The organism is Paenibacillus sp. RRE4, assembly GCF_031844205.1.
Lineage (GTDB): Bacteria > Bacillota > Bacilli > Paenibacillales > Paenibacillaceae > Paenibacillus > Paenibacillus xylanexedens_B.
Genome location: NZ_JAUZUT010000001.1, coordinates 3743441 through 3766506, shown reverse-complemented (window position 1 = coordinate 3766506; position 23066 = coordinate 3743441). Strand labels below are relative to the sequence as shown.

The 23066-nt window shown below is 46.5% G+C and carries 14 protein-coding genes; 11 read left to right on the top strand and 3 right to left on the bottom strand.

Features of this window, described 5'->3' with window-relative positions:
* The first annotated feature begins 234 nt into the window (after window positions 1-234).
* The gene (locus Q9R46_RS16880; protein ID WP_311281054.1) at window positions 235-1434 is read left to right on the top strand and encodes an MFS transporter; all 1200 of its coding nucleotides are present in this window, start codon (window positions 235-237) and stop codon (window positions 1432-1434) included.
* 214 nt (window positions 1435-1648) lie between these two features.
* Window positions 1649-2668, top strand: coding sequence for a hypothetical protein (locus Q9R46_RS16875; protein WP_311280847.1), 1020 nt, complete (start codon window positions 1649-1651; stop codon window positions 2666-2668).
* Window positions 2669-2896: 228 nt separating this feature from the next.
* On the opposite strand, the gene Q9R46_RS16870 is transcribed toward Q9R46_RS16875, so the two are convergent.
* A complete protein-coding gene (locus tag Q9R46_RS16870) occupies window positions 2897-3490 on the bottom strand; it encodes a DedA family protein (protein WP_311280846.1) in 594 nt (197 codons plus the stop codon).
* A gap of 387 nt (window positions 3491-3877) precedes the next feature.
* Between Q9R46_RS16870 and Q9R46_RS16865 the strand changes: the two genes are divergently transcribed.
* The 3 genes from Q9R46_RS16865 to Q9R46_RS16855 all read left to right on the top strand — a co-directional run bounded on the left by Q9R46_RS16865 (window position 3878) and on the right by Q9R46_RS16855 (window position 10275).
* Window positions 3878-7111 (top strand): GNAT family N-acetyltransferase, encoded by a 3234-nt coding sequence (locus tag Q9R46_RS16865; RefSeq protein WP_311280845.1) that lies wholly within the window; start codon window positions 3878-3880, stop codon window positions 7109-7111.
* A complete protein-coding gene (locus Q9R46_RS16860; protein WP_311280844.1) occupies window positions 7098-7973 on the top strand; it encodes an amidohydrolase family protein in 876 nt (291 codons plus the stop codon). The genes Q9R46_RS16865 and Q9R46_RS16860 overlap by 14 nt, the downstream gene beginning before the upstream one ends.
* Before the next feature lie 238 nt (window positions 7974-8211).
* Window positions 8212-10275 carry a methyl-accepting chemotaxis protein gene (locus Q9R46_RS16855; RefSeq protein WP_311280843.1) on the top strand — a complete coding sequence of 688 codons (2064 nt, stop codon included), beginning with the start codon at window positions 8212-8214 and terminating at the stop codon, window positions 10273-10275.
* Window positions 10276-10415: 140 nt separating this feature from the next.
* Here Q9R46_RS16855 and Q9R46_RS16850 read toward each other — a convergent pair whose 3' ends face one another.
* Both Q9R46_RS16850 and Q9R46_RS16845 read right to left on the bottom strand, forming a co-directional pair.
* Entirely contained in the window at window positions 10416-11480 is a 1065-nt protein-coding gene (locus tag Q9R46_RS16850) for a hypothetical protein (RefSeq protein WP_311280842.1), read from the bottom strand.
* Window positions 11481-11699: 219 nt separating this feature from the next.
* Window positions 11700-12062 carry an iron-sulfur cluster biosynthesis family protein gene (locus tag Q9R46_RS16845; protein ID WP_311280841.1) on the bottom strand — a complete coding sequence of 121 codons (363 nt, stop codon included), beginning with the start codon at window positions 12060-12062 and terminating at the stop codon, window positions 11700-11702.
* Between the two features lie 110 nt (window positions 12063-12172).
* On the opposite strand from Q9R46_RS16845, the gene Q9R46_RS16840 reads away from it, so the two are divergent.
* The 6 genes from Q9R46_RS16840 to Q9R46_RS16815 all read left to right on the top strand — a co-directional run bounded on the left by Q9R46_RS16840 (window position 12173) and on the right by Q9R46_RS16815 (window position 23033).
* Window positions 12173-13054, top strand: coding sequence for a metallophosphoesterase family protein (locus Q9R46_RS16840; protein WP_311280840.1), 882 nt, complete (start codon window positions 12173-12175; stop codon window positions 13052-13054).
* A gap of 309 nt (window positions 13055-13363) precedes the next feature.
* Window positions 13364-14392: a LacI family DNA-binding transcriptional regulator gene (locus Q9R46_RS16835; RefSeq protein ID WP_311280839.1), complete on the top strand. Its 1029-nt coding sequence runs from the start codon at window positions 13364-13366 to the stop codon at window positions 14390-14392.
* Between the two features lie 227 nt (window positions 14393-14619).
* Window positions 14620-16119 carry a glycoside hydrolase family 30 protein gene (locus tag Q9R46_RS16830; RefSeq protein WP_311280838.1) on the top strand — a complete coding sequence of 500 codons (1500 nt, stop codon included), beginning with the start codon at window positions 14620-14622 and terminating at the stop codon, window positions 16117-16119.
* Window positions 16120-16232: 113 nt separating this feature from the next.
* Window positions 16233-19199, top strand: a complete 2967-nt coding sequence (locus Q9R46_RS16825; protein ID WP_311280837.1) for a beta-galactosidase — start codon at window positions 16233-16235, stop codon at window positions 19197-19199.
* Window positions 19200-19739: 540 nt separating this feature from the next.
* Window positions 19740-21077 (top strand): AbfB domain-containing protein, encoded by a 1338-nt coding sequence (locus Q9R46_RS16820; protein WP_311280836.1) that lies wholly within the window; start codon window positions 19740-19742, stop codon window positions 21075-21077.
* Between the two features lie 111 nt (window positions 21078-21188).
* Window positions 21189-23033 carry a glycoside hydrolase gene (locus Q9R46_RS16815; protein WP_311280835.1) on the top strand — a complete coding sequence of 615 codons (1845 nt, stop codon included), beginning with the start codon at window positions 21189-21191 and terminating at the stop codon, window positions 23031-23033.
* Window positions 23034-23066 lie beyond the last annotated feature (33 nt).

The following is a 23066-nucleotide window of genomic DNA, read 5'->3' as shown; positions in this document are numbered from 1 at the left end:
AATTTTTTACACGAGAGCGGAGAGGGCAGAGCCAATCTGGAGAACGCCTTTATCACTGTATTTTCACCGTTAGAGAGAAATTCATAAAAATACAGGGATAACAGCGGGCGGAAGATGGCACTGCAATCGGAGGTACAGCGTGTAACCATTTTTCTGGACACAATGGAGGAACTTATTTTGAATCAGCAAGCAGGTACACAAGATAGCAAACGAAAGTTTAACAAGCTGTACGCCATGCAGCTGGCAACGATCTTTCTTGGATTTATTGTATTTGGTATATCGGAAAATATTAAAGGCCCAGCCATTCCACGTATTCAGTTTGACTTCAATCTGGATGAGAAACAGCTCGGGACGTTGTTGTCCCTCAACGCTCTGGGATATCTGATCGCCTGCTCCTTCACGGCTATACTGGTTCGCAAATGGGGCATCAAGGCGGTCAGCATCATTTCGTTTGCCTCGATGATTCTGTCGGGTGTGTTCATCTATGTATCGCATACGTATCCGCTCTTTGCGTCATCGTACTTCTTCATGTATATCGGCAACGGGATGCTGGAGATTGCGCTGGCGATACTCGGGGCGCGGATTTTTGTGAAAAATACAGGCACGATGATGAACCTGTCCCATTTCTTCTATGGACTGAGTTCGACGGTGGCGCCATTGCTGGCGACAGGCGTGATGTCGCTGACGGTATTTGGGCACCTGCTGGACTGGCGCGGCATGTATCTGGTCATGTTGTCACTCTGCCTGCTGCCGATCATTGCGGCACTGCGCAGTACATTCCCTGGAGATGATCTTGCCCATGAGGATCGAACCTCACTCAAGACATTAACACGTGATCCGGCCCTGTGGCTGATGGTGCTTATTCTTTCTTTTGGCGTGGTATCGGAACTGGCGGTTGGGGGCTGGCTCGTTAACTTTTTGGAGAAAGCCTATACGTGGGATACGGTTAAAGCCTCGGGTCTATTGTCTGCATTTTTCCTTACGTTCTCACTGGGCCGTTTGCTGCTTGGGCCGTTGACGGATCGCATCGGATTTGTACTCTCTTTGATTTTGTTCTCTGGTTTTTCGGCGGTATGTACGTTTGTGGCGCTTGCAGGTGGGGAGAGCCTGGCAATCTTCTTTGCAATATCGGGCGCAGGCATTGCGATGATCTATCCAACGGTGATGGCCTTTATCGCTCGCAGATATCCGAACGGCAGTGATACGGCGATTACCTTCACGGTGACCCTCATGGGAGTCGGCAGTGTCATCGGCAACTATGTGATTGGCTGGGTCATTGAAGGCGTGAAAAACATGTACGGTGCCACCACGCAGCTCGGCTTGCTGCGCGGACTTCAGGCGGGATATGGATTTATTGGCTTATGTGCGGTCATCTGTGCGGCATCTGGTGTGGTGTTGTATGTGTATTTGAAAAGAAGAAGGGAACTGATCTAGAAAAATCGGTTTAAGTTAGGAAATGAACTAGTTCTAAGCTGAGTTAATAACAAGCAAACATGGTTTGAACGCTCTCTTTTACCTTTGTGTAGAAGAGAGTTTTTAGTTGATAAACTCAAAAAATAGGACTGTGATTTTTATTATAGAAAAGTTGACAAACATTATTTATGCATACATGATTAGGAATAATAGTATAAAGGAGAGTGAGCACAACATGGAGAAAAAATTAGAGATTCAAACTCCCTCTATTCAAACCTTTTTAAATCATGCATACCCGCTAGCAATATTAGAGAAGGACGAAGCTTTTTTAGGTTGGTATTATACAAACTACACTCAGCTTTATACTTTTAACAATAGGCAAAACCCCGTAGGAGACTTTAAAATCGATTTCTATTCTCACAACGGAAAATACCCTAATATCCCTTTTCTTGCGTCTGCCAATATGGATGGACGTATTATCAGAACCTTCGAAAAAAGTATTCTGGATATAGTAATAGAGAATATTGACTTGAATTATTATTTAGAAGTCGGCATCGATGAATATTACTGGTCTAATAAAAAAAGTTATATGCAAGAACATTTCCATCATGATAATTTAATATATGGTTACAATGATAAGGATAGAGTGCTGTATTATCTTGGATACAACCAAGACATGATATTTGGTCAGTATTCCGTTTCATATGAAGAGTTTGTTTTGTCATTCACAGAAGATCCAGACTCAACGATTAAATTTATAAAAAATATAACTCCAGAATTAACAAGTAAAACTACCAAGTACGTCTATCATTTTAATTTGAATTTTGACATGGATATTTTTAGAATATATCTGGAGGACTTCCTTCAATCCACAAATTCTTTCCTCACACATAGAGGTAGTGAAAACTCTGTTTTCGGATTAGCCATATATGATGAATTGATAAATCGATTTTCCGACGACATCCTTCTCAGTAAGGATATGAGATTATATAGAATAATATGGGAGCACAAGAACGTTTTCAATAAAAGAATAGATTATTTGAATTCTAAAGGGTATTTGAAAACCGGGAGTTATGAAAGCTTATCAAGCAAGTCTAAATCCCTCTGTAATGAGAGCTTGTTGTTAAAAAATTTATCAATGAAATATTCCATTACTAATGATATGAAAGTTTTTCTGAAAATCTCAAACAAATTAAAGGAAATACAATTGTTTGAAGAACAATTGGTAAACGATTTATTAGTATCTATTACATAGTCGTTTTTTGGTTTATCTGAAAAGCTCATATGCAAAATATTTTTGGTTCAGTATCCAATGTTACATAAGAAGAGATCTACTTATAGCGGAGATGCTTCTTTTTTTTAAAACAAAGGCCCCGTCGATTTCCACAATCGCCGGGGCTCTACTATTAATTTAACAAGTTGAAGGTTAAGCTAACCGTAACGTCCCAACGCCCTTCCTTACTTCAACAAGCCTCTCACTTGTCTAAGCCGGTCTTTTTTTCCAACGTTTCAACAGCATGTACAGTCCAAAACCAATCAGAAAGATCATGCCTGCCGGGATGACATACGGTTTAACAACTTCGCCGACTTCTTCCCATTGTGAGCCCAGTTTGTATCCGAGGTAGACGTAAATTGATGTGATCGGAAGCATGGCCAGGAAGGTAAAAATACTGAATTTGAATACGTTCATCTTCGCCATACCGCAAGGGATGGAGATCACGGTTCGAATGCCGGGTACGAAGCGTCCATAGAAAGCGACTCCGCTACCGTATTTTTCGAAAAACGTATCGGATGCCTCTACATGATGAGGGCGAATGAGGAAATACTTGCCGTACTTCTCAACCATCGGTCTGCCGCCATAACGTCCGAGTGCATATAACGTCAATGGGCCAAATGTGCCGCCAACGGTTCCTGCCAGAATAGCTAACCACAGCTTCATATCCCCGAGATATACCCAGTATCCCGCCATGGGCAGAACAAGTTCAGCAGGGACAAATTCAAAGGACAAGGCAATTACCAGTCCTGCGTATGACAAATCCTTAAAAAACAGTATGAATTGCGTAATCCACTCCGTCATGCTTTCCCTCCACGAATCTATCTATTTTTGATATAAGTAGACATTGCTCTCCTCAGAGTACCAAGGGCGAACAGCGCTTGTCAAAACTCATAGTCAAGGCAATTTATCCTTATCACTACCGTATATGTTAGCCTATACATAAGCCAAAGACAGCCCCTAGGTACATACGAACGATAACGGTCTAAGGTTTCTTATTTACTTATAATCGTTCTAGAGCCAATATGAATCTAGGAGACGAAGATGCTCTGAAAATGTTTCCAAATATAGTATGATAAGACTATCGCTAGATTTGCTAGATACAGCCTCGATTAGTTCAATAGCGATCAGACGAAGGCCAGTTAGTGTTCACGAAGACCATCCTATACATATAGAGAAGGAGAATGGAACATGAACGTACAATCACAAACGATCATCGACCAGATTCGTATTGTTGAATACAACATTTCTTATGCCGCCAGCTTGGCAGACATGTGGAATCGAAGTAATGAGAGCTGGGGAGGCGGCACAAGGCAGAGGACAGAGGATAGCATTCGCCAGGAGATGGAGAACTCATCTCATTTACATGTGTTTCTGGCGGTTCATGAGGAAGAGGTCGTTGGCTTTTGCAGCTTTGCCCATTACCGTTTTGACGAGAATGCACTGTATGTACCCCTGCTTAACGTACGCCCGGACTACCATGGTTACAAGATTGGTCGCAATCTGATCCTAAAGGCAGTGGAGAAAACGGTCGAGGCCGGATGGCCGCGCCTGGATCTGTTCACATGGCCGGGCAATACGAAGGCGGTGCCGATGTACAAGAAATGCGGTTTCTTCTGGGAGAAAAAAGACGATAGCGTACATCTGATGAATTTTATCCCGACCGTATTGCAGACCGAGGCGCTGGCACCCTACTTTGAAACATTGGATTGGTATGCTGACAGCACCCGTGAGCTGGTGATCGAGCCGGATGGACGGCAGGAGCGGGGCTTCGATTTCCTTGATTATACGTGGCATAAAGGGGAACTCTCCCTGCGGGCAACTTTTGAAAAAACAGGCCGCGGCTTGGCCGCTCTCGACACGCCGGACTACAGCATCCATACCGAAGTAGATCATCATGATCTGGTGTTTGGTTCGAGTTATCCCGTGCGTTATCATATCCAAAATAAATCCAATTTCGATCTTGAGTTCGAGATCAAAGGGCAGGACGACAAAAACATCCGTTTTGCCATGGATGTCGTGCAAACGTTGCAGCCAGGCGAAGCCATCACGGTAGAGGGAGAGTTTTACCTCGATCCGGTTAGCGAAGAACAGAACAAGAATAAAACACATCCTGTCATCTGTAGTGCTTGGCTTATTGGCGGGAGGAAAACTCAGTTCCGTCTTGGCCTTCAACCTAAATTCCCTGCGAAGATTACACCAGTTCTCCCCGTGAAGGAACTATATCCGGGTATTCCGGCAGAGTTAATCCTGAACGTGGAAAACAATGTGGATGCGGAAACAGAATTTGTTATGGAACTACCGACAGATGCTTTTCTAGATTGGACAGAGCGTACCTTGCGCTTCAGAGTATCTGCAAAAGGCAAAAGATCCGTGTCCGTTCCGTTTACCCTGCGTTCATATGGCATATATGCACAGGATGTGGAGATTACCGCTGTTCCGGCGGGGGGATCGGAGATTATTTTTACAAGAAAACTGTCTGTACTGATGAAGGGCATTGAAGGCAAGTATGGCGGTGAGGCGAACGGCCAGTGGATTGCGGTGAACGGCGCGTACTCCCTCCATATGAACAAACATGATAACGTCATGTGGATCGAATACCCCGGGTCGCGTCACTCCTTCTGGTGGAATTATCCGAAGCTGGGAAAACCGTATTCGGAGGAATTGTCCCTGAAAGAAGCCAAAGAAGTACAGATTGTGGCTGATGGTAATCATCAGGTTATGGAAGCGGTCTATGAATTGGAAAATTTCCCGGGATTGCTGCTGAAGACAGTTGCCAAACTGTCCGCTAACGGAATAGCTACGTTCTCTCACGAGGTTGTGAATACACGTGATACGGCATGGGAAGAAGAGCTGTTCCTGATGGATCACTTCGGTTTCTTCGGCAATCGGCTCATTCTGCCTTATCAGGGTCGTTTTATAGATATGGGGGATGATTATGCCGGTGATCCAAACCACTGGGATAGTGGGCAGATTACGGAGAACTGGCTGTTTTGCAAGGAAGAGTATGGTGCGTGCGGCATCTATTGGGACCCTTCACTGAAGCTGATTAAGCCCGAATATACGCTGGCATTACAGCATGAGCTGGGACGTTTGGAAGCGGGAGCTTCCGTAGCTACGAAGGAAACGGTATTTGCGCTCAACACGTTTGCCAAGTGGACGGATTTCCGCGCATTCGCCCGTAAACAACCTAATGGGGTTATTCCGATGCTGGACAGTCATCTGGAAGTGACGTTGAATGATGGCAATCCATTTGCTGCGGAGGTGCTTCAGGCTGAGTTAGTCGAACGTAAGCTTGTTCCTCTTGCTGGTACGCTGGAGCTTTACGTACAACAGGGTGGTGAATCGGAGGTTAAGGCTGGTACGCTAGCGTTTGATGCGGCAGAACATCTGGACTCAGCAAAGCTGGAGTTTTCGCTCAAGGACATCGGAACAGTAAAGAATCTCCGTGACCTACAGCGTTCTGAGTTCCCAGACCGTCCAGACCAACGAGAGCACAGCGGTGGTTGGAAAGTCCGGGGTGTATATCGTGGAGAAGATCGCATTCAGGAGCGAACAGCCCTCTGGTTTCCACAGTCAAGGTCCGAAGTCCAGCAGAAAATTGAAGAGGGATCAGAAGGATCAGGGACGTTATATACCGTAAACAATGGCGTGTTATCGATTACGGCTGATCCTGCATTCGGGGGGATTGTGCACTCTCTGCAAGTTCAGGGCGAGGAATGGCTGGATAGTTCATATCCTGAACCTGCCGCCCGTTCGTGGTGGAATCCGTGGTATGGCGGGATGGCTGTCGATATTCCGGGCATGAACGGATTTAGCCGTCAACTGGAGCAAACGAGTATATCCTGGTCAGAGCAGAAGGATCAATTCGGGAATGTATGGAAAGGTTTGAAGGTGACTACTCGCATCGAGAACCATGAGGCGAACCGGGGAATGACCATTCATCAGCATTATCTGATGTTACCTGGCGTTCCTGTGCTCTGTACCTTGCTGTCTGTGACTAATAAGTCTGGTCTGACACGAGCGAATTATGCTCTTACAGAAGGTCGTTTCTTTAAACCTTCGGATATGTATACGGAAGGTTGGATTGAACAACCGGATCAAGATCGTTTTCCGCTCGGCAAAGTAGACATTGGCTTGCCTTTAAAAGATATTTTTCGGACAGGCTCGCTCTCACGCCAAAACATGCTACATGCGGTGAATCGTTACCCGAATCAGAATGCCTGGGCGTTTGCCAATAACCTGGTAACAGGACATAACGTAACACACGAGCTTACGATACAAGATGGCGAAACCGTCTGGACGGAGCCGACTTATCTTGTTCTGGGGCCGATCCCGCTTCATACGATGGATATACATGATTTGTTAAAACTGAACTTTGTAACATCAACAAGCGAAGAGGAGGCCTCCGATGCCCATCATTGATATTCACATCCATCTATCGGATATCGACAGCTTTCACCGTACCGCAATTGACCTGTCCAAAGTAGACTACAGTGCGGCGGGTCTCAAGGCGGAGTTTGACCGGAATGACGTCATTCTTGGCATCGGTATGGGGGTGAGTGAGCAGACGAAGGGAGCTTTTCCGGATTCCAGTTCCCCTAACCCGATGGGGCTGGATCTGGAAGATCAGATTCCATCGTTTCTAATGGAGTGTATTGGGATTAATCCAAACAGACTGGTGGGTCGACAAGCTCAAGACGAGCTGGACCGGATTGAAGCCAGATTACAATCGCCCGAGGTTGCTGGAATCAAGCTGTATGCTGGATATTATCACCACTATGTGTATGACAAAATCTATACCCCGGTCTATGAGCTGGCTGCAAAATACAATCTGCCTGTGGTTATCCATACGGGAGACACCTACTCCATGAACGGGCTACTCAAATATTCCCATCCACTGACGGTGGACGAGCTTGCCTTGCAACAACGAGGTGTAAACTTCATGATCTGTCATCTCGGTGATCCCTGGGTGATGGACGCTGCTGAGGTCGTAGCCAAGAACCCTAATGTATACGCCGATTTATCTGGGCTTGTGGTGGGCGATCGTCCTCACTTCGAACGCTTTATGAACGAACCGCTGTTTATGGATCACTTCCGCCGGGCTTTGGTTTATTCGGATCACTATGAGAAAATGCTGTTTGGCACCGACTGGCCGCTGGCTCCCATCGATTTGTATGCTGAATTTGTCCGCAGGCTTGTGCCGGAGCAGCATCATGAGAAGGTGTTTTACGAAAACGCATTTAGCCTGTTTCCACGTATTGGTCAGCGTATTGCGAAGTCATAGCAACCCTCAAATAAGCTCTTGCCAATCGCTGGCAGGAGCTTATTTTCTTTTTAAATAAAAGAGAGCGTTGTTCATTGAGTTCGCTACCCTTCATTCCAATTTGTAATAAATTTAGATCATTAAAATTTTTTTTGTGCAAATGCTCCATACACTGTCAGATTATTGGCTCCCTACCGATATTAAATTATCAAATATTATATGGGTTCATACAAAATTGGGATGGATGGTGGAGGTATTCATGTTTTTTGCAAAAGCAGGACAGCGACTAAGAAATATGTCTTTTCGGGTCAAATTACCATTAATGATCAGTCTTCTCGTGTGTATCGTACTGACCGTAACGGCTGTGCTGTGTTATAAGATAGCTGAAGGTATTACACAGGATAAAAGTAAAGATGAAATTCATGCCAATTCGGATCGGATTGGGGCAGGATTGTTTACCTCTCTGCAGTTGTCTAAGCAAGCGGCATTTCTCATGACCAAACATAAGGCCTTTGAACAATTGCTTTCCATACGGAGTGCAAATGAAGGACAGGAAGCAAATTCCTTTTTTGAGGAAAACCAAACTCTAATCAATGAATCTAATGATATCTTAGCCCAAAGCTTGGAAGGCATTGAGGGCGCCGTTGTGCTTATGCTGATTGATAAGAATGGCACGGTAGTTGCAGCGAACGACCCGAAGACCGTAGGCGGAGATCGCGCGGATCGGGGCTATTTTAAGGAAGCGATACAAGGGCGTCAGGTCATCAGTGAAGGTATTATTTCCAAAACGTTGGGTACACTGGGCACCGTTTTTGCCTCTCCGATGTATGATGAGAATCAGCAAGTAAACGGAGTGCTTATTGCCACGATATCTACGTCATTTTTTGTGAACCAATTGCAGAACGTCAAGATTAATGATGAAGGTAAAGTGATTGTTCTGGATCGGGTGGGTAAAGTGATGTATCACTCGGCAGATGCAAATCTGGCAGGGAAACCGCTGGAAACCGGGGAATACAAGTCTCTTGTAGATTTGCCTCCAAGTAATGAATTACAACAGGGCGAGGTGAGCACAGACGAGAAAGTGGTGTTTTATTCCAAAATTCCGCAATCAGACTGGACGATTATTGTTGAGGATTCCTACGTAGACGTCAATCAACCTCTAACAAGCATGGCGAATAAAATGTATATTGTTCTATTCAGTTCCATTGCCTTCTCAATCATTGTAGGCATTCTGCTCTCACGGGTGATGACAAGACCGGTTACATCCATTACCGCACTGTTTAAACAGCTTGCGGGGGGAGACTTGACGGTACAGGCGAAGGAAAAATACAGCGGGGAGTTCAGCGAACTGGCGGATAGCTTCAACACGATGGCTGAAGGGAACAGACAGCTAATCGCCAGCATGAACGCTTCCATTGGTGTTTTAAATAAAAGTACTGCGGAACTGGATAAGTCTGCACAGCAGACAGCTGCATCGATTACCGATACCACGGCCACTGCACTTGAAATATCCCGTGCAATGGAGTCGCAGGCTAACGATACAGAGGCGATCGTTGATCAATTTATGAACGTGGGTAGCAAAATTGTAAATGTCAACGGGATGTCCCAGTCTGTCATGGCTCAGGCGGATGAAATTACCGATGCATTCCGAGATAATCATGAAGTGATCGATGCCCTCATCGCCGTTAATGATCGGAATGAAGCAGAGGTAAATAACATCTCGAAGATTACGGTTCAACTTGCAGCGAGCTCATCCGGCATTCAGCAGATCACAAGCACCATTGCCGAGATTGCAAATCAGACCAAACTGCTTGCGCTGAATGCGTCTATTGAAGCGGCACGGGCAGGAGAGCAGGGCCGTGGATTTGCCGTGGTGGCTTCCGAAATACGCAAGCTGGCAGAACAGACAACGGCACAATCCGAAGATATTCATCGCATCGTTATGCAGACGATTGAACATGTCGAGCAGAATAACCAGAGCGTACAGGCCATTGAGGCCATTGCCGAGCAACACAAGAGCAGTGTGATGCAAACCAAGGAAACCTTTAATTTTGCGACGCGAAATATGCAAAATATGATGAATCAGGTGCAGGCGATCGCCTCCGAGATCGAGTCCATTGAACGGGATAAGGACGAAGTCCTTGGCGCGTCACAGAACTTGTCTGCTTCGGGCGAGGAAGTATCCGCATCCATTGAAGAAGTCACCGCCACCATGGAGGAGCAGTCTGGAATGACCGAGCATTTGGCCGAGCTGGTGCAGACCATCGATGCTTTGACCAAACAGTTGGCCGTAGAGTCGGCACGTTTTAAAACGAGTTCGTAAGGATTGAATGAAGCGAACCTAACTTAATTCTTCAATAACTTTGTCATCAAACGATTAAACCTCCTATCTATACTAAAGTAGATTGGGAGGTTTTTTTATTCTCGTACCATAGGAATTGTAACAATACCAAGGGATCAATCTCATTTTTTTACAAACTCCGATACCAGGGTGAAGTTATTGATGAACCCTTCTTTTTGCAGGAAAACAGTCTCAACCTTGTCCGTTTTCATATCATAATAATAAACACCTCGCTCAGTACTTCCATTGCCTTTTTCCCCGAGAAAATAGAACCCGCTACCGCTTTTGTCCAAAAATAATTCACTACCGGCCTTGATCGGCAGATGAAGTTCCTTTCGTTGTCCTGTCTTCAGATCCACTAGACTGTATCCGATGGGCATTTTATTGATGTATTTGGCAGTTGCGATGAGAAGCTGGTTTCTTCTGGCGGATAAAGTGAGAATCTGTTCATCTTTGAGTTTGATGATTGCACGAGTTTGATTCGTTACGGGATCAATCTCAATAATGGCATGACTCGGTGGAACCATCGGTTTTTGGGTCTGATTTGACTTTTCCATCTGCTCGTATTGTTCTTCCTCAGAGTATTGGATAGCGTATGCTTTTTCTGTTTCTGGATCATAGGCGATGTCCCATGTGGTTGTATCTGAATCTTGCTCATTCAATATCGAAATTTCATGTGTGTCTTTATCCAGAAACATGACTTTGACAGGGCGTTCTCCTTTTTGCACAGCAGCCATCATTAAGGTATTTCCAGTAACATTCGGGATGATCGCATTTATTGCAAATAAATTAGAGCTTAATTGCTGCACTTGCCGTGTTTTCATATCATAAGCGAATAATTCGTCCCCTTTATTTTGGCCTTCTCCTGAATAATAGGTGGTGTCCTCGGCCAAAGAAACCACGGTCAAAGGATATTGAGAGTTATATGGCAAGTCAGACATTTTGTTGAGAGCTTTGGACTGTAAGTCGTATGTATACACATTCATTTTCATTCCATCCGTGGAATCCGCCCCATTAACGTATTCGGTGTTAGTAATCGAAAGGTACTCGCGAGTCTGCGTTTTCCCAGGCTTAATTGCTGGTGGAGGGACTTTAGTGCTACTTTCACCGCTACTGCATCCTGAACTAAACATGACTGAGATTATGAGTACGAAAATAGCTTGGTACAGGGTATGACGTTTTCTCATTAGTAGTCCTCTTTTCTTTGGTCGTACAGATGTTTAGGAAGCTTGTAAATTAAACGTTACAAGTCGTAGAAGGGTTTGGTTATCAATCAACATAATAAAATAAAGAACTTGCTTGCTCTGGAATTTGGTTAATAAAGTAGATTTACCAACAAAACCTCTCTTTCCGCAACATTGTGGGAGAGGGAGGTTCTGTTTCTAATCTTCATCCATGCAAAGTGATTATTTAATAGACCAATCCATAGATTCAGACGTTACATTAGCTACATCCCGCAGATCATGTACCTTTACGTTACTTCCGTAAATCATCGAATCACTGCTTAGCCGGAAGGAAGGGAAGTTATTTTCGGATTGCAGACGTAAACAGGATTCAAAGTGAATCTGTTGCTCTTTATTAATCACAAACGGAAGCGAACCTGCCTCAATAGGCACGTCATCACTGTCTCGTTCATTTAAGATCAGAAGTACCGTAATTCCATCACATCCGCAACCATCGGTATCATAAAACAATTTGAAAAAGCCGGGCCGGTCGCCCAGTTGCTCCATAAGTCGTGCTTCTGCTTGCGGACTCACTTGAATGATCATGGCGTCGTCACACTCCTTTGTTTCCCAATGAATTCGCTTACAATTTAATATATGGACCATAATTGCCGATTAGAATGTAAAATAATATATAGGGAAAGGGGAGATGCCCTTTGGAAATACGGCAACTGAATGAAGATCCTATTGAACATTATGCATATTGGAATGCGATTCCTGGCGGCGAGGTCATTCAAGCTCAGCTTCCGATCTATCATGGGACATTAGATGGTTTGCCAGAAGGCATAGACGCACTCATTGTCACGTCAGATTTGCAGGGAATTGTACCTGTAACGGAGAAGAAGTCTGGTGCTGCATCTGACATGGAGTCTGTGGACAAGCTTTTGGGTGAGATGTTGCCTGCTTATATTCGTCTACTAATGGAGTTGGAGTGGCCTGAGCTCGATCCCCAGAAGACGGGTGTGCTGTTATGTGGAGATATGTATGCCCTGCGCGGGAAAAGGGGAGCGAGCGGCAATCCGGTTCCCGTTTGGCTTGCCTTCAGGGCAGCCTTCGGCTGGGTTGCCGGCGTTCACGGCAACCATGATGTAACCGATGACGCAGACGCTCATCGGTTACACGGCAGCGAGGGCATCCATTGCATGGATGGCCCAGCTGCGATCATCAGCGCTGGCCGCCCACCGGGTGGCCTTGCGCCCCATGCCGCCAAGGCGCGCCAGCTGCGCATCGCGGGCCTTGGCGGCATCATCGGCCGGCCGGACAAGCCGAACCGGCAGCCGGCAGAGCCGTACTTGCAATCCGTGCGCAAGCTGCTGAAGCAGCAACCGGATTGCTTGCTTTTGCACCAAAGCCCGGGCATCGCCGAGCTTGGGCTTAGGGGTGAACCGCTCATCCGGCAGGCCCTGGAGGCCGGGCCGGAGACGCTTGTGTTCAGCGGGCATACCCATTGGGATATGCCCTTGGTTCAACTGAGCAACGGCACACAAGTGGTGAATGCCGATAGCAGGCTGTTTATTTTCACACGCCATATAAGTTGAACTATTCTTTTACACATTAACGAAGAGGACAGAAAAAACCTGAAAAAGCGGAGCTAAAAGCTTTCTGAAAGAAAGCTACTTCGAAAGCATAAGCTTCGCCTTTATCACTGGATTTTCCCCTTTAGAAAGGGGAATCAAAAAAATCTGGGGATAACAGCGATTGGAAGGTTATTCTGTCATCGGAGTGGCTTGTGTAAATTCTTTAGTTCAACTTATATAGCATCTTGTGGAATGAAATGCATTTCATTCGTGATATCTTATCTGTTATGATAAGCAGGTAAATAGAGAAAAAAGGAAGGTTTCCCCCCTATGACATCGATCACCATATATGATATTGCAAAAGAAGCTAACGTATCGGTATCAACTGTCTCCCGGGTGTTGAATGATACGGCTCCGGTTCGTGCCAGCACGCGAGAGAAGATCATGTCGATTATCGAGAAACATCAGTTTCAACCGAACGCACAGGCACGCAGCCTGATCAAGAAAGAGACGGGCACCATTGCCATCATCTTGCCGGATATCACCAACCCTTTTTTCCCTGAAGTGTTCTGGGGGGCAGAGAATGAAGCACGTGGACTCGGGTATACGTTCTTCTTATGTAACACAGCAGGGGACTCTAACCGGGAGTCTGAATATCTCTCCATTTTGCGGGAGAAACGGGTGGATGGCATTATCTTTCTCGGCGGACGTATCAACTTGCAGGTCTGTCCGGATAACATGGCTCAGGAATTGATGGATATGAGCAGACATATGCCCATTGTGCTGGTCAACGGTAACATTGCCAAGAGTGGACTTCACCGGGTATACACAGACGAGGGAGCTGGGGCAGCTATGGCTGCAGAGCATCTACTTGAGCTGGGGCATCGGGAGATTGCTTTTGTCGGGGGAATGAAGGAGTTATCTACCACGATGGTCAAGGTGAAAGCCGTACAGAAGAAACTACGTGAACATGGGCTTGAAATACCGAAAGAACGCCAGCTGTTAGGCGGTTTCTCCATTGACGACGGCAAGCGGGAAATGTCCAAACTTCTGGAGCAGGACAATCCGCCAACGGCAGTGATCTGTGTGAACGACAATAATGCCATTGGTGCAATTAAATCAACGATTGAGCATGGTTTGTCGATCCCGAAAGACATTTCGATCATCGGTTTTGATGATACACCGCTAGCGAGCGCCGTGATTCCTGAACTGACAACGATATCCCAGAATACGTATCAATTGGGCAAACAGGCCGTAGATGTGTTACATGACCTGATAAACCAAGGCAAACCGAAGAAACAGAATGTATTGGAACCTAGGCTGATCATCCGCCAAAGTACAGGAACTGCCGCCCGGTAGTGGGCCGGCTTTTCAAAAAAAGAAAGCGTTGACATTTCTTTGAAGCGTGAAATATAATGAGGGCGTAAATGAGACCCTTTTCATCCTGTGGAACGGGTTTTAGTTTTCGACTTAATGAAACCGATTTCATGAAATGGGTTTCAAAAAAAGACCCGGATAACTCGAACAATTTCACACAATGGCCAACATCAACTTAGAAGATCAATGGATCATGAAAGAAGGAAATCATGATGGCACATAATGCACAGCGTTTCAGGGGCAGACGAGGGTTGGTATTCGCAGGTACAGCCTTGCTTGCCTTGGTGGCGGTAGGAGGAATGGCTATCAATCATTATATGAATTCATCACCTGAAACACTAGTATTTCAGGAAGACCCGGTGCATCTCAAGCTGGAGCAGTCGTATGATCATTTTGAAGGCTGGGGTACGTCGCTGGCTTGGTGGGCGAATGACCTCGGCGGCTGGAAGGATCAGACGAAGGTGGATGAGGTTATGGATCTGATATTTGACCCTGCCAAAGGTCTGGGGCTTAACATCGTTCGTTACAATATTGGCGGGGAAGAGAACCCGGAGATGAATGCGCTTCGTCCAGGCGGTGACGTTCCAGGTTTTCAGCCTGAGCCGGGCAAGTGGGATTGGGAAGCGGATGCGGGTCAGCGTTCCGTAATGCAGGGTGCGATCAAACGCGGAGTCAACATCACAGAGGCCTTCTCCAACTCACCTCCGTATTGGATGACGATTAGTGGCTCAGTCACTGGTGCCGAGGATGGCGGTAATAACCTGCGTGAAGATCAGTATGATGCGTTCGCCGACTATTTGACTGAAGTGGTGAAGCATTATCGGGATACGTGGGGCATTACATTTCGCACCCTTGATCCGCTGAATGAACCTTCTGCTAACTGGTGGAAAAAGGGGAATCAGCAGGAGGGCAGTCATTTCAGTACGGAGAAACAGGCCGAGATTATTAAGAAAACGGCTGCCTCGCTCCAAAGCAAAGGACTGGATGGCACGGCAATCAGTGCCGCAGACGACAACAGCATCGATGAGACCGTATTTAATTTCAGCCTGTATGACCAGGATACGATTGATGCGGTGAAGCAGATCAATACCCATTCATATAACGGTAGCAAAATGGGAGAACTGCGTGCTCTGGCTGATAAACTCGGCAAAAAGCTGTGGATGTCCGAATATGGCACCGGCGGCAGCGAGCCGCATAATCATGAGGACATGACCTCGGTACAGGAGCTGGCAGACCGAATCATGTTTGATCTCAAAATCATGCAACCGTCCGCTTGGGTATACTGGCAGGCTGTTGAAGACGAAGGAGCGAATAACAACTGGGGATTTATTCACGCGAATTTTAACGGAGATGAACAATACGAGATGACCAAGCAATATTACGGCATGGCTCAGTTCACGAAGTACATTCGTCCAGGTGCCGTCATTATTCCGACGGATGAAGGCAGAACACTTGCGGCTTATGATGCCAAGGCACAGCGGCTTGTGCTGGTGGTTCGGAACGAGCTGTCTGCGGAAAACAAAGCATTTGACCTGATCGGCTGGGATATTGCCAAAACAGGCTCGGCCCAGGTGTACCAGACATCACCTGAACTCAATATGCAGAAGCTGGAGGATATCCCCGTATACGCCAACGGCATTGAAGTGCCAACCGCAGATAACTCCATTACTACTGTCGTGCTTGAAGGTGTTCTGCCCTCTGCAGAGTAATGGCACAGGATAACAGCGATCTGTAAGTTATTCTGGCATCGGAGTGTTCTGTGTAAATATGTACTTCAATTGAGAGCGTTCTTTATCTATAAAAAGAGAAGGAGGGGATCGCGTTGACAGAACCAACATCCCTTTTGTTTCAGGAACAACAGAATAACAAGCTTGGCAACAATAATGATATTCAAACGGAGCTGACGTATGATGCGCGCAGCTTTTATCTTAACGGTGAACGGTTCTTCCTGAACAGCGCCACCATTCATTATTTCCGTATGCCGAAGGAAGAATGGCGTGATGTCTTGATGAAGGCCAAGCTTGCAGGCATGAACTGCATTGATACCTATTTTGCATGGAATGTGCACGAACCGGAAGAGGGGCAATGGTCTTTCGAGGGAGATAACGACTGCGGTGCATTTCTTGATCTGTGTGCAGAGCTAGGTATGTGGGTTATTGCACGGCCGGGTCCGTTCATTTGCGCGGAGTGGGATTTTGGCGGATTTCCATACTGGTTGGGTACGAAGGAGGGTGTGAAATTCCGTGAAAATAACGAAACGTACCTTCATTATGTGCAGCTCTACTTAGATCAGATCATCCCTGTTATTCGTAAGCGTCAATTGTCTGCCGGAGGTACGGTTATCCTCGTCCAGGTTGAAAATGAGTACGGTTATCTGATGGATGATGAGGCGGCAAGCGCACATATGACCACACTTAGGGACGGGATACTGGAACGAGGGATAGACGTCCCGCTGATTACTTGTGTCGGTGGAGCAGAAGGTACCATCGAGGGCGCGAACTTCTGGTCTGGCGCAGATGGACATTATGCGAGCTTGCGTTCGAAACAGCCTGATACACCGAAGATCGTTACTGAATTCTGGACCGGCTGGTTTGAACATTGGGGAGGGCCTTCGGCAATCCAGAAGACGGCGTCTCTACTAGACCGAAGAATCATGGAAATTTTGCGAGCCGGATATACGGGGATCAGTTATTACATGTTCTATGGGGGAACCAATTTCGGCGGATATGGTGGAAGAACGCTGGGTGACAGTGATATTTTCATGATCACATCGTATGATTACGATGCTCCGCTAAGTGAGTATGGACGCGTGACACCGAAATATGCAGTGACGAAAAACCTATCTTATTTTGTACGTGCATTTGCATCACTGCTGATGGAATCTGAGGAAATTGCTACTCAACAGATTCAGGTTCGCCATCCCGGTGGCATATCCGTACGCGGGAGACAGACGGGGCAAGAAAAAATCTGGTTCGTGGAGAGTCACAAGGAAGAGCGTGAGACGGTGAGCGTTACGCTTAAAGAAGGCCGTACGTTGCCGATATCGATTCATCCGGGACAGATTGTTCCATTGCTGGATCGCGTGCAAATTGCTGAACAAGTGTACCTTACCGCAGGAGCGCTAATAACCGGTAATGAGATGATTAATGGAGAACTGACGTTGTTCATTACAGCAGACCGTGGACAACGCTCGGTGGTTGAGTTGGAACTGGATGAAAAACAGGACGCGATGGCAGGAGGATTGATCCTGAAAGAAAGCACGGTGCAAGTGCTGATTGAACAGGATGCGGAGAGAAATGCATATCGTTTTGACCTGTTTCATTTTCAAGAGCCAGGTATGGTGCGTTTCGAAGCTAATGGCACCGCCATGCGATTCATCATTCTGGATCGTGACACGATGAATCGCACATGGCGAGTGGAAGCTCCCGATCACCAAAGCTTGCGTTATGCTATCGGTTTTGACGATGTGGATGTCACGGCGTCCGGGCAAGTGAAAGGCATGATCTCTGATCCCGAGCGTACAATGATGTTGCTGGGTGACTGGCAAGATGGCGAACAGACACGGACAGGACGTGAGTTTTTTACTCAAAAAGTGGAGGTACAGCCTGAATCGGCATCCATTGCAGTTGAAGATCAGCCTGCTTGGATGATTCCTGCAGAGCCATTGGCTCCGGTGTTGTCTAAATCTCCTGACTACTCCCGTGTTACATTAACCGCAAAGCAGCGCTCTTCGAGCGGGCATCCTATCGATTTTTCCGAGTATGGTCAGGACTTTGGCTATCTGCTGTACGAATGTGATTTTGATAGTGCGGTGGGTGGAATGATGAATCTCGTGCTACCCAAAATACAGGATACCGCGAGAATTATCGTAAACGGTGTAGAGCAAGCGCTAGTGCGCCAGGTTGGAGCGGCGGCTGTCCCCATTCAGGTAACTCAGGGGCAGAATACGTTGCAAATGTTTGTACAGCATATGGGCCGACTGAACTTTTCTCCTTATCTTGGAGAACACAAGGGTGTAGCAGGAACGGTATACCTTGGTGGGCAAGTGCAGGATATTCGCCGCGATTGGCAGATGGAGTCAGAGACAGTTACAGAAATAGGAACTATACATTTGGATGAAGTGAACTCCATTCCGGGAGGAACCGTGCTTCGTCGAAGTTTTACCCTGGATGGTATGGATCGGGCTATACTTGTGGGTGCTCCGAGCAAAGGTTTGCGTATTAACGGCATTGAAATTCCGATGCCTGCTTATCAGGACTGGTTTGCGTTCCAGACGCTGGATCTATCCGGCTACGTGAAGCCTGGAGTTGTAAATACGCTTGAGATGCCATATAGTCGGTCACAACTCAATCGACTTGAGCTGATTACTTATCGGCATGAGGGGGAACTTCAGGATTGGCGAATGGCTGGTACGGATGCGCTGCTTCCAACGTCTTGGGAGTCATATGGTCTCTCCGGGGATACGCCAGCAGTGACTTCACCGGGCGCTTCATACGGTCAGCCGGTATGGTATCGTTGGCGTTTTGCCAAACCTGTCACAGCCGAACATCACAAGGTCAACCTGATGCTTCGCATGACGGGCATGAGCAAGGGAACGATCCATGTGAATGGTCATCATCTTGGTCGATACTGGCAGATTGGACCACAGGAGGATTATAAAATTCCGGTTGCCCGGCTGAAGGAAGAGAATGAACTACTCATTTTTGATGAAGAAGGCAGAACACCCGAACGGGTACGATTGTTGCTGGATGAGATGTCACGATATCCGTGGGTCATGGCGGGGAAATAGTAAATAGCAACTAAAAATAACATGTAGAAAATAAAAGGAAAATATAGAAGTGGAAATAGAAGTAAGAATAGAATTTAAAATTAGAAATCTATTAAGAGCCAGCCATGCATCTAAGATGTATGCAATAGAGCAAGTATAAATAATATTAGATAACGATAGCCATAGGTGTTAGCAACAGCCTTAGACTGTAGGAAATTGCCCCTCATTCTTATATATACCTGAATCATAGGAGAGTTTGGTATAGATAGCGACTCTTGATTCAAACTGGTTCTATATGAGAATGAGGGGATTTATGCATATTTTTAAAGAAAGAAAAGTAGCAAGGCTTAATCTCTATGATCAAAGAGGGAGAGAAATATACATTTTTGTAAGCGTATACATAAGGCGAATATATCTGTAAAGGGGGTGATGTTTCATGTAAATGGGACGGGAGCAGATACCGTAAGGGCTTCTTGGCAAAAGGAAGTACGTTTAAGCACACGCTTCGTTCAGTCAGAAGGCAGTCCGATATGATCTTATGCAGGATAAGGAGTTGGGTTCATGTTAAGCAAAAGGAAAGGCAGGACACAGCGATGGCACAGACATAGAGTTGTACTCCTACTCACCTTAGGATTGTTAATGATATTCACGATCACATTCCCGAATACGGTGAAAGCAACAACCAGTGTGTATACGATGACGGCCTTTACGAACACAAGCGAGTCCAACATGTATATCTATGAGTCATATAACGCGAAACACTACGGTTTGCTGAAAGGTCCAGCGTATACCCCACCCGCGGCGGACTTGATTCGCGATCCCAGCATCATGAAACACACAGATGGTTTGTATTATGTGGTCTACACCACCAACTGGTCAGGCAATACGATTGGCATCGCATCCAGCCAGGACAAGATGAATTGGACGTTTGTCCGCAATATTACGTTGTCTGCTTCAACCCCGATTGCTCATACCTGGGCACCGGAATGGTTCAAAGACACGAATGGCAGTGTGAACATCATCGTCTCTCTCTCACCTGGCAACTATGGGAACTTCAAGCCGCATGTCATCACCGCATACGGAAGCAATCTGGCATCCACAACGTGGTCTGCACCTGCGGTGCTATCAGGACTTGCTCCTAATTATATTGACACTTTTGTAGTAAAGACAGGCTCGACCTATCACGCGTTCACGAAGAACGAAACGACTAAATACATTGAATATGCCACATCCAACTCGCTGAAAGGGCCATATACATTTAAAGGCACAGGGAATTGGGCCGGCTGGGGTTCCTGGGTAGAAGGGCCGGCATTGATCCAACTGGATAACGGTTCCTGGCGAATTTATTTTGATGGGTATGCAGATCACAAATATTATTACAGCGATTCGGCGGACAACTTTCAGAGCTGGAGTGCCAAACAAGAGATCACGGGCCTGTCCGGAATGGTTCGCCATATGACCGTGCTGAAAGAGTCCGGTCAGCCGGGTAATATTCGCAAACTGGAATCGTTTAACGTACCGGGCAGTTTGATTCGCCATTATAACTATCAAGCTCGGATTGATGCCAGCGTGAGTCCAGCAGAGGATGCTCAGTTTCGCATCGTTCCTGGTCTGGCGAATGCGACGGGCATCTCGTTTGAAGCGATGAATTACCCTGGTTATTTCCTGCGCAATAATAATGGCAATGTTGCGCTGGTGAAAAATGACGGCAGTGCTGCGTTCCGCAATGATGCGACGTTCAAACGGGTTAACGGGCTGGCGAATGCAAACTGGTCTTCGTATACCCTATTTAACAATCCGAATCTGTATCTGAGACATTACGATCAAGTGTTACGTTTGCAACCTGTTGTCACGGCTCTGGATAAATCCGATGCAACTTTCCGCGAGATCACTCCATAGCTATTGGCAAGTTTCAAGACTCAGCAGACGATTTCGATTTTAATAGTCAGGATGGTACCCGAATGTTTTTACCCGATGACTTATCTAAAAAATGTATAAGGAGTGAAGTAGATGAAGTGGTTGAAACGAATGAGTGCGGTGCTATTAAGTGGAACACTGCTGGTTGGAAGCTTGGGTTCAGGGTCCGAAGTATCGGCTGCTGGAGCTTATACGGCTGTGGCTGATCCATCCAAACAATATCAGACGGTGGAAGGTTGGGGAACATCGCTGGCTTGGTGGGGCAAAGTCGTTGGTGAATATTCAAATCGGGATGAATATGTGGAGAAAATGTTTAATCCTGCGACAGGAATTGGCATGAATATTCTGAGATATAACATCGGAGGCGGGGATGCCCCTTCATCCAATGTCCTTGAATACCGCAAAGCGGTTCCTGGTTTTCAACCTTCTCCAGGCGTGTACGATTGGACTGCCGACGCAAATCAGCGTTACATGCTGCAAGCTGCCAAGGCACAGGGAGTCAACATCATTGAAGCTTTTGCTAACTCGGCACCTTACTGGATGACGATCAGTGGCGGTGTCTCGGGTGCGCCGAATGGCGGTAATAACCTCAAGCCGGATTATTATGATGATTTTGCTGATTATTTGACGGAGGTTGTGAAGCATTTCCGGGATCATTGGGGCATTACATTCGATACGGTTACCCCACTGAATGAACCGATCTCGAACTGGTGGAAGCAAGGGAATGATCAGGAGGGCATGCACTTCGGCCTTGCTGAGCAGAATACGATTCTAAGTCAGGTTCAGGCTTCTTTGATTGCCAAAGGACTTACCACCAAGCTGAGTGCACCGGAAGAAAACAATCTGGATGATACCAACACTTCCTATAAAAGCTACAGCACTGCCGTTAAATCAGCGATCAGCCAGATTAACACACATACGTATAATGGCAACAACCGAACGGCTATGCGTAATACGGCAGCATCTGCAGGAAAACATCTATGGACATCCGAATACGGAGATGGGGATGCAAGCGGTCTTACCATGTCACGTATCATTCTGAAGGATATGCGTAACATGGGTGCTACGGCTTGGGTGTACTGGCAGGCCGTAGATAGTGCGGAAGGCTGGGGATTTTTCAAAAACGTGCTGAACAATACAAAAACGACCACTTATACGGTTAATCAGAAATACTATGTTATGGGGAATTACAGCAAATTTATCCGTCCGGGTTATAAAATCATCGGCATGAGCGATGCGAATACGCTTGCTGCATATGATGCGGCATCCGGCAAAGTGGTACTGGTTACGACAAACTCGGAATCCACCGATACTTCGGTAACCTATGATTTGAGTCGCTTCTCAAGCGTAGGCTCGTCCGTACAAGTGTACCGCACTTCGGCAACGGAGAAATTACAACAGCTTACGAACATACCGGTTCAAAACAAAAAGTTTACAACGACGGCTAAAGCGAATTCGGTAACCACTTATGTGATCTCTGGCGCAGCCTACAGCGGTAGCACAGGATATGAAGCAGGGGCTATTTACAAGCTTGTTAACCGTAACAGCGGCCTTGTACTGGATGTGAATGGTGCTTCATCCGCTGGCGGAGCGACGATTATTCAGTGGAGTGATAACGGGGCAGCCAATCAGCAATGGAAGCTGGAGCCGGCAGGCAACGGATATTACAACATTCGGAACGTTGGCAGTGGATTGTTGCTTGATGTCAATTCCGGCTCCACACAGGGCGGAGCATCGCTGATTCAGTGGCAGGCAAACGGAGGTTATAACCAGCAGTGGCTGCCGATTGATGTAGGCGGATATGTCGTTTTGGCGAATCGTAACAGCGGCCTGACCGTTGATATCAACCAAGGATCGATGAGTGCAGGGGCTTCTACGATTCAATGGGAGGATAACGGTGGAGCCAATCAACAATGGAGTCTGGTAAAGGTGAACTAGAGTATGATCTCTTCGGTAGCAACATGATGAACG

Coding starts and splice junctions, on each gene's coding strand:
- Q9R46_RS16845 (WP_311280841.1), bottom strand. CDS start 12,062: ATGATCATTCAAGTGAGTCCGCAAGCAGAAGCACGACTTATGGAGCAA.
- Q9R46_RS16860 (WP_311280844.1), top strand. CDS start 7,098: ATGCCCATCATTGATATTCACATCCATCTATCGGATATCGACAGCTTT.
- Q9R46_RS16855 (WP_311280843.1), top strand. CDS start 8,212: ATGTTTTTTGCAAAAGCAGGACAGCGACTAAGAAATATGTCTTTTCGG.
- Q9R46_RS16820 (WP_311280836.1), top strand. CDS start 19,740: ATGTTAAGCAAAAGGAAAGGCAGGACACAGCGATGGCACAGACATAGA.
- Q9R46_RS16850 (WP_311280842.1), bottom strand. CDS start 11,480: ATGAGAAAACGTCATACCCTGTACCAAGCTATTTTCGTACTCATAATC.
- Q9R46_RS16835 (WP_311280839.1), top strand. CDS start 13,364: ATGACATCGATCACCATATATGATATTGCAAAAGAAGCTAACGTATCG.
- Q9R46_RS16865 (WP_311280845.1), top strand. CDS start 3,878: ATGAACGTACAATCACAAACGATCATCGACCAGATTCGTATTGTTGAA.
- Q9R46_RS16815 (WP_311280835.1), top strand. CDS start 21,189: ATGAAGTGGTTGAAACGAATGAGTGCGGTGCTATTAAGTGGAACACTG.
- Q9R46_RS16880 (WP_311281054.1), top strand. CDS start 235: ATGCAGCTGGCAACGATCTTTCTTGGATTTATTGTATTTGGTATATCG.
- Q9R46_RS16830 (WP_311280838.1), top strand. CDS start 14,620: ATGATGGCACATAATGCACAGCGTTTCAGGGGCAGACGAGGGTTGGTA.
- Q9R46_RS16875 (WP_311280847.1), top strand. CDS start 1,649: ATGGAGAAAAAATTAGAGATTCAAACTCCCTCTATTCAAACCTTTTTA.
- Q9R46_RS16870 (WP_311280846.1), bottom strand. CDS start 3,490: ATGACGGAGTGGATTACGCAATTCATACTGTTTTTTAAGGATTTGTCA.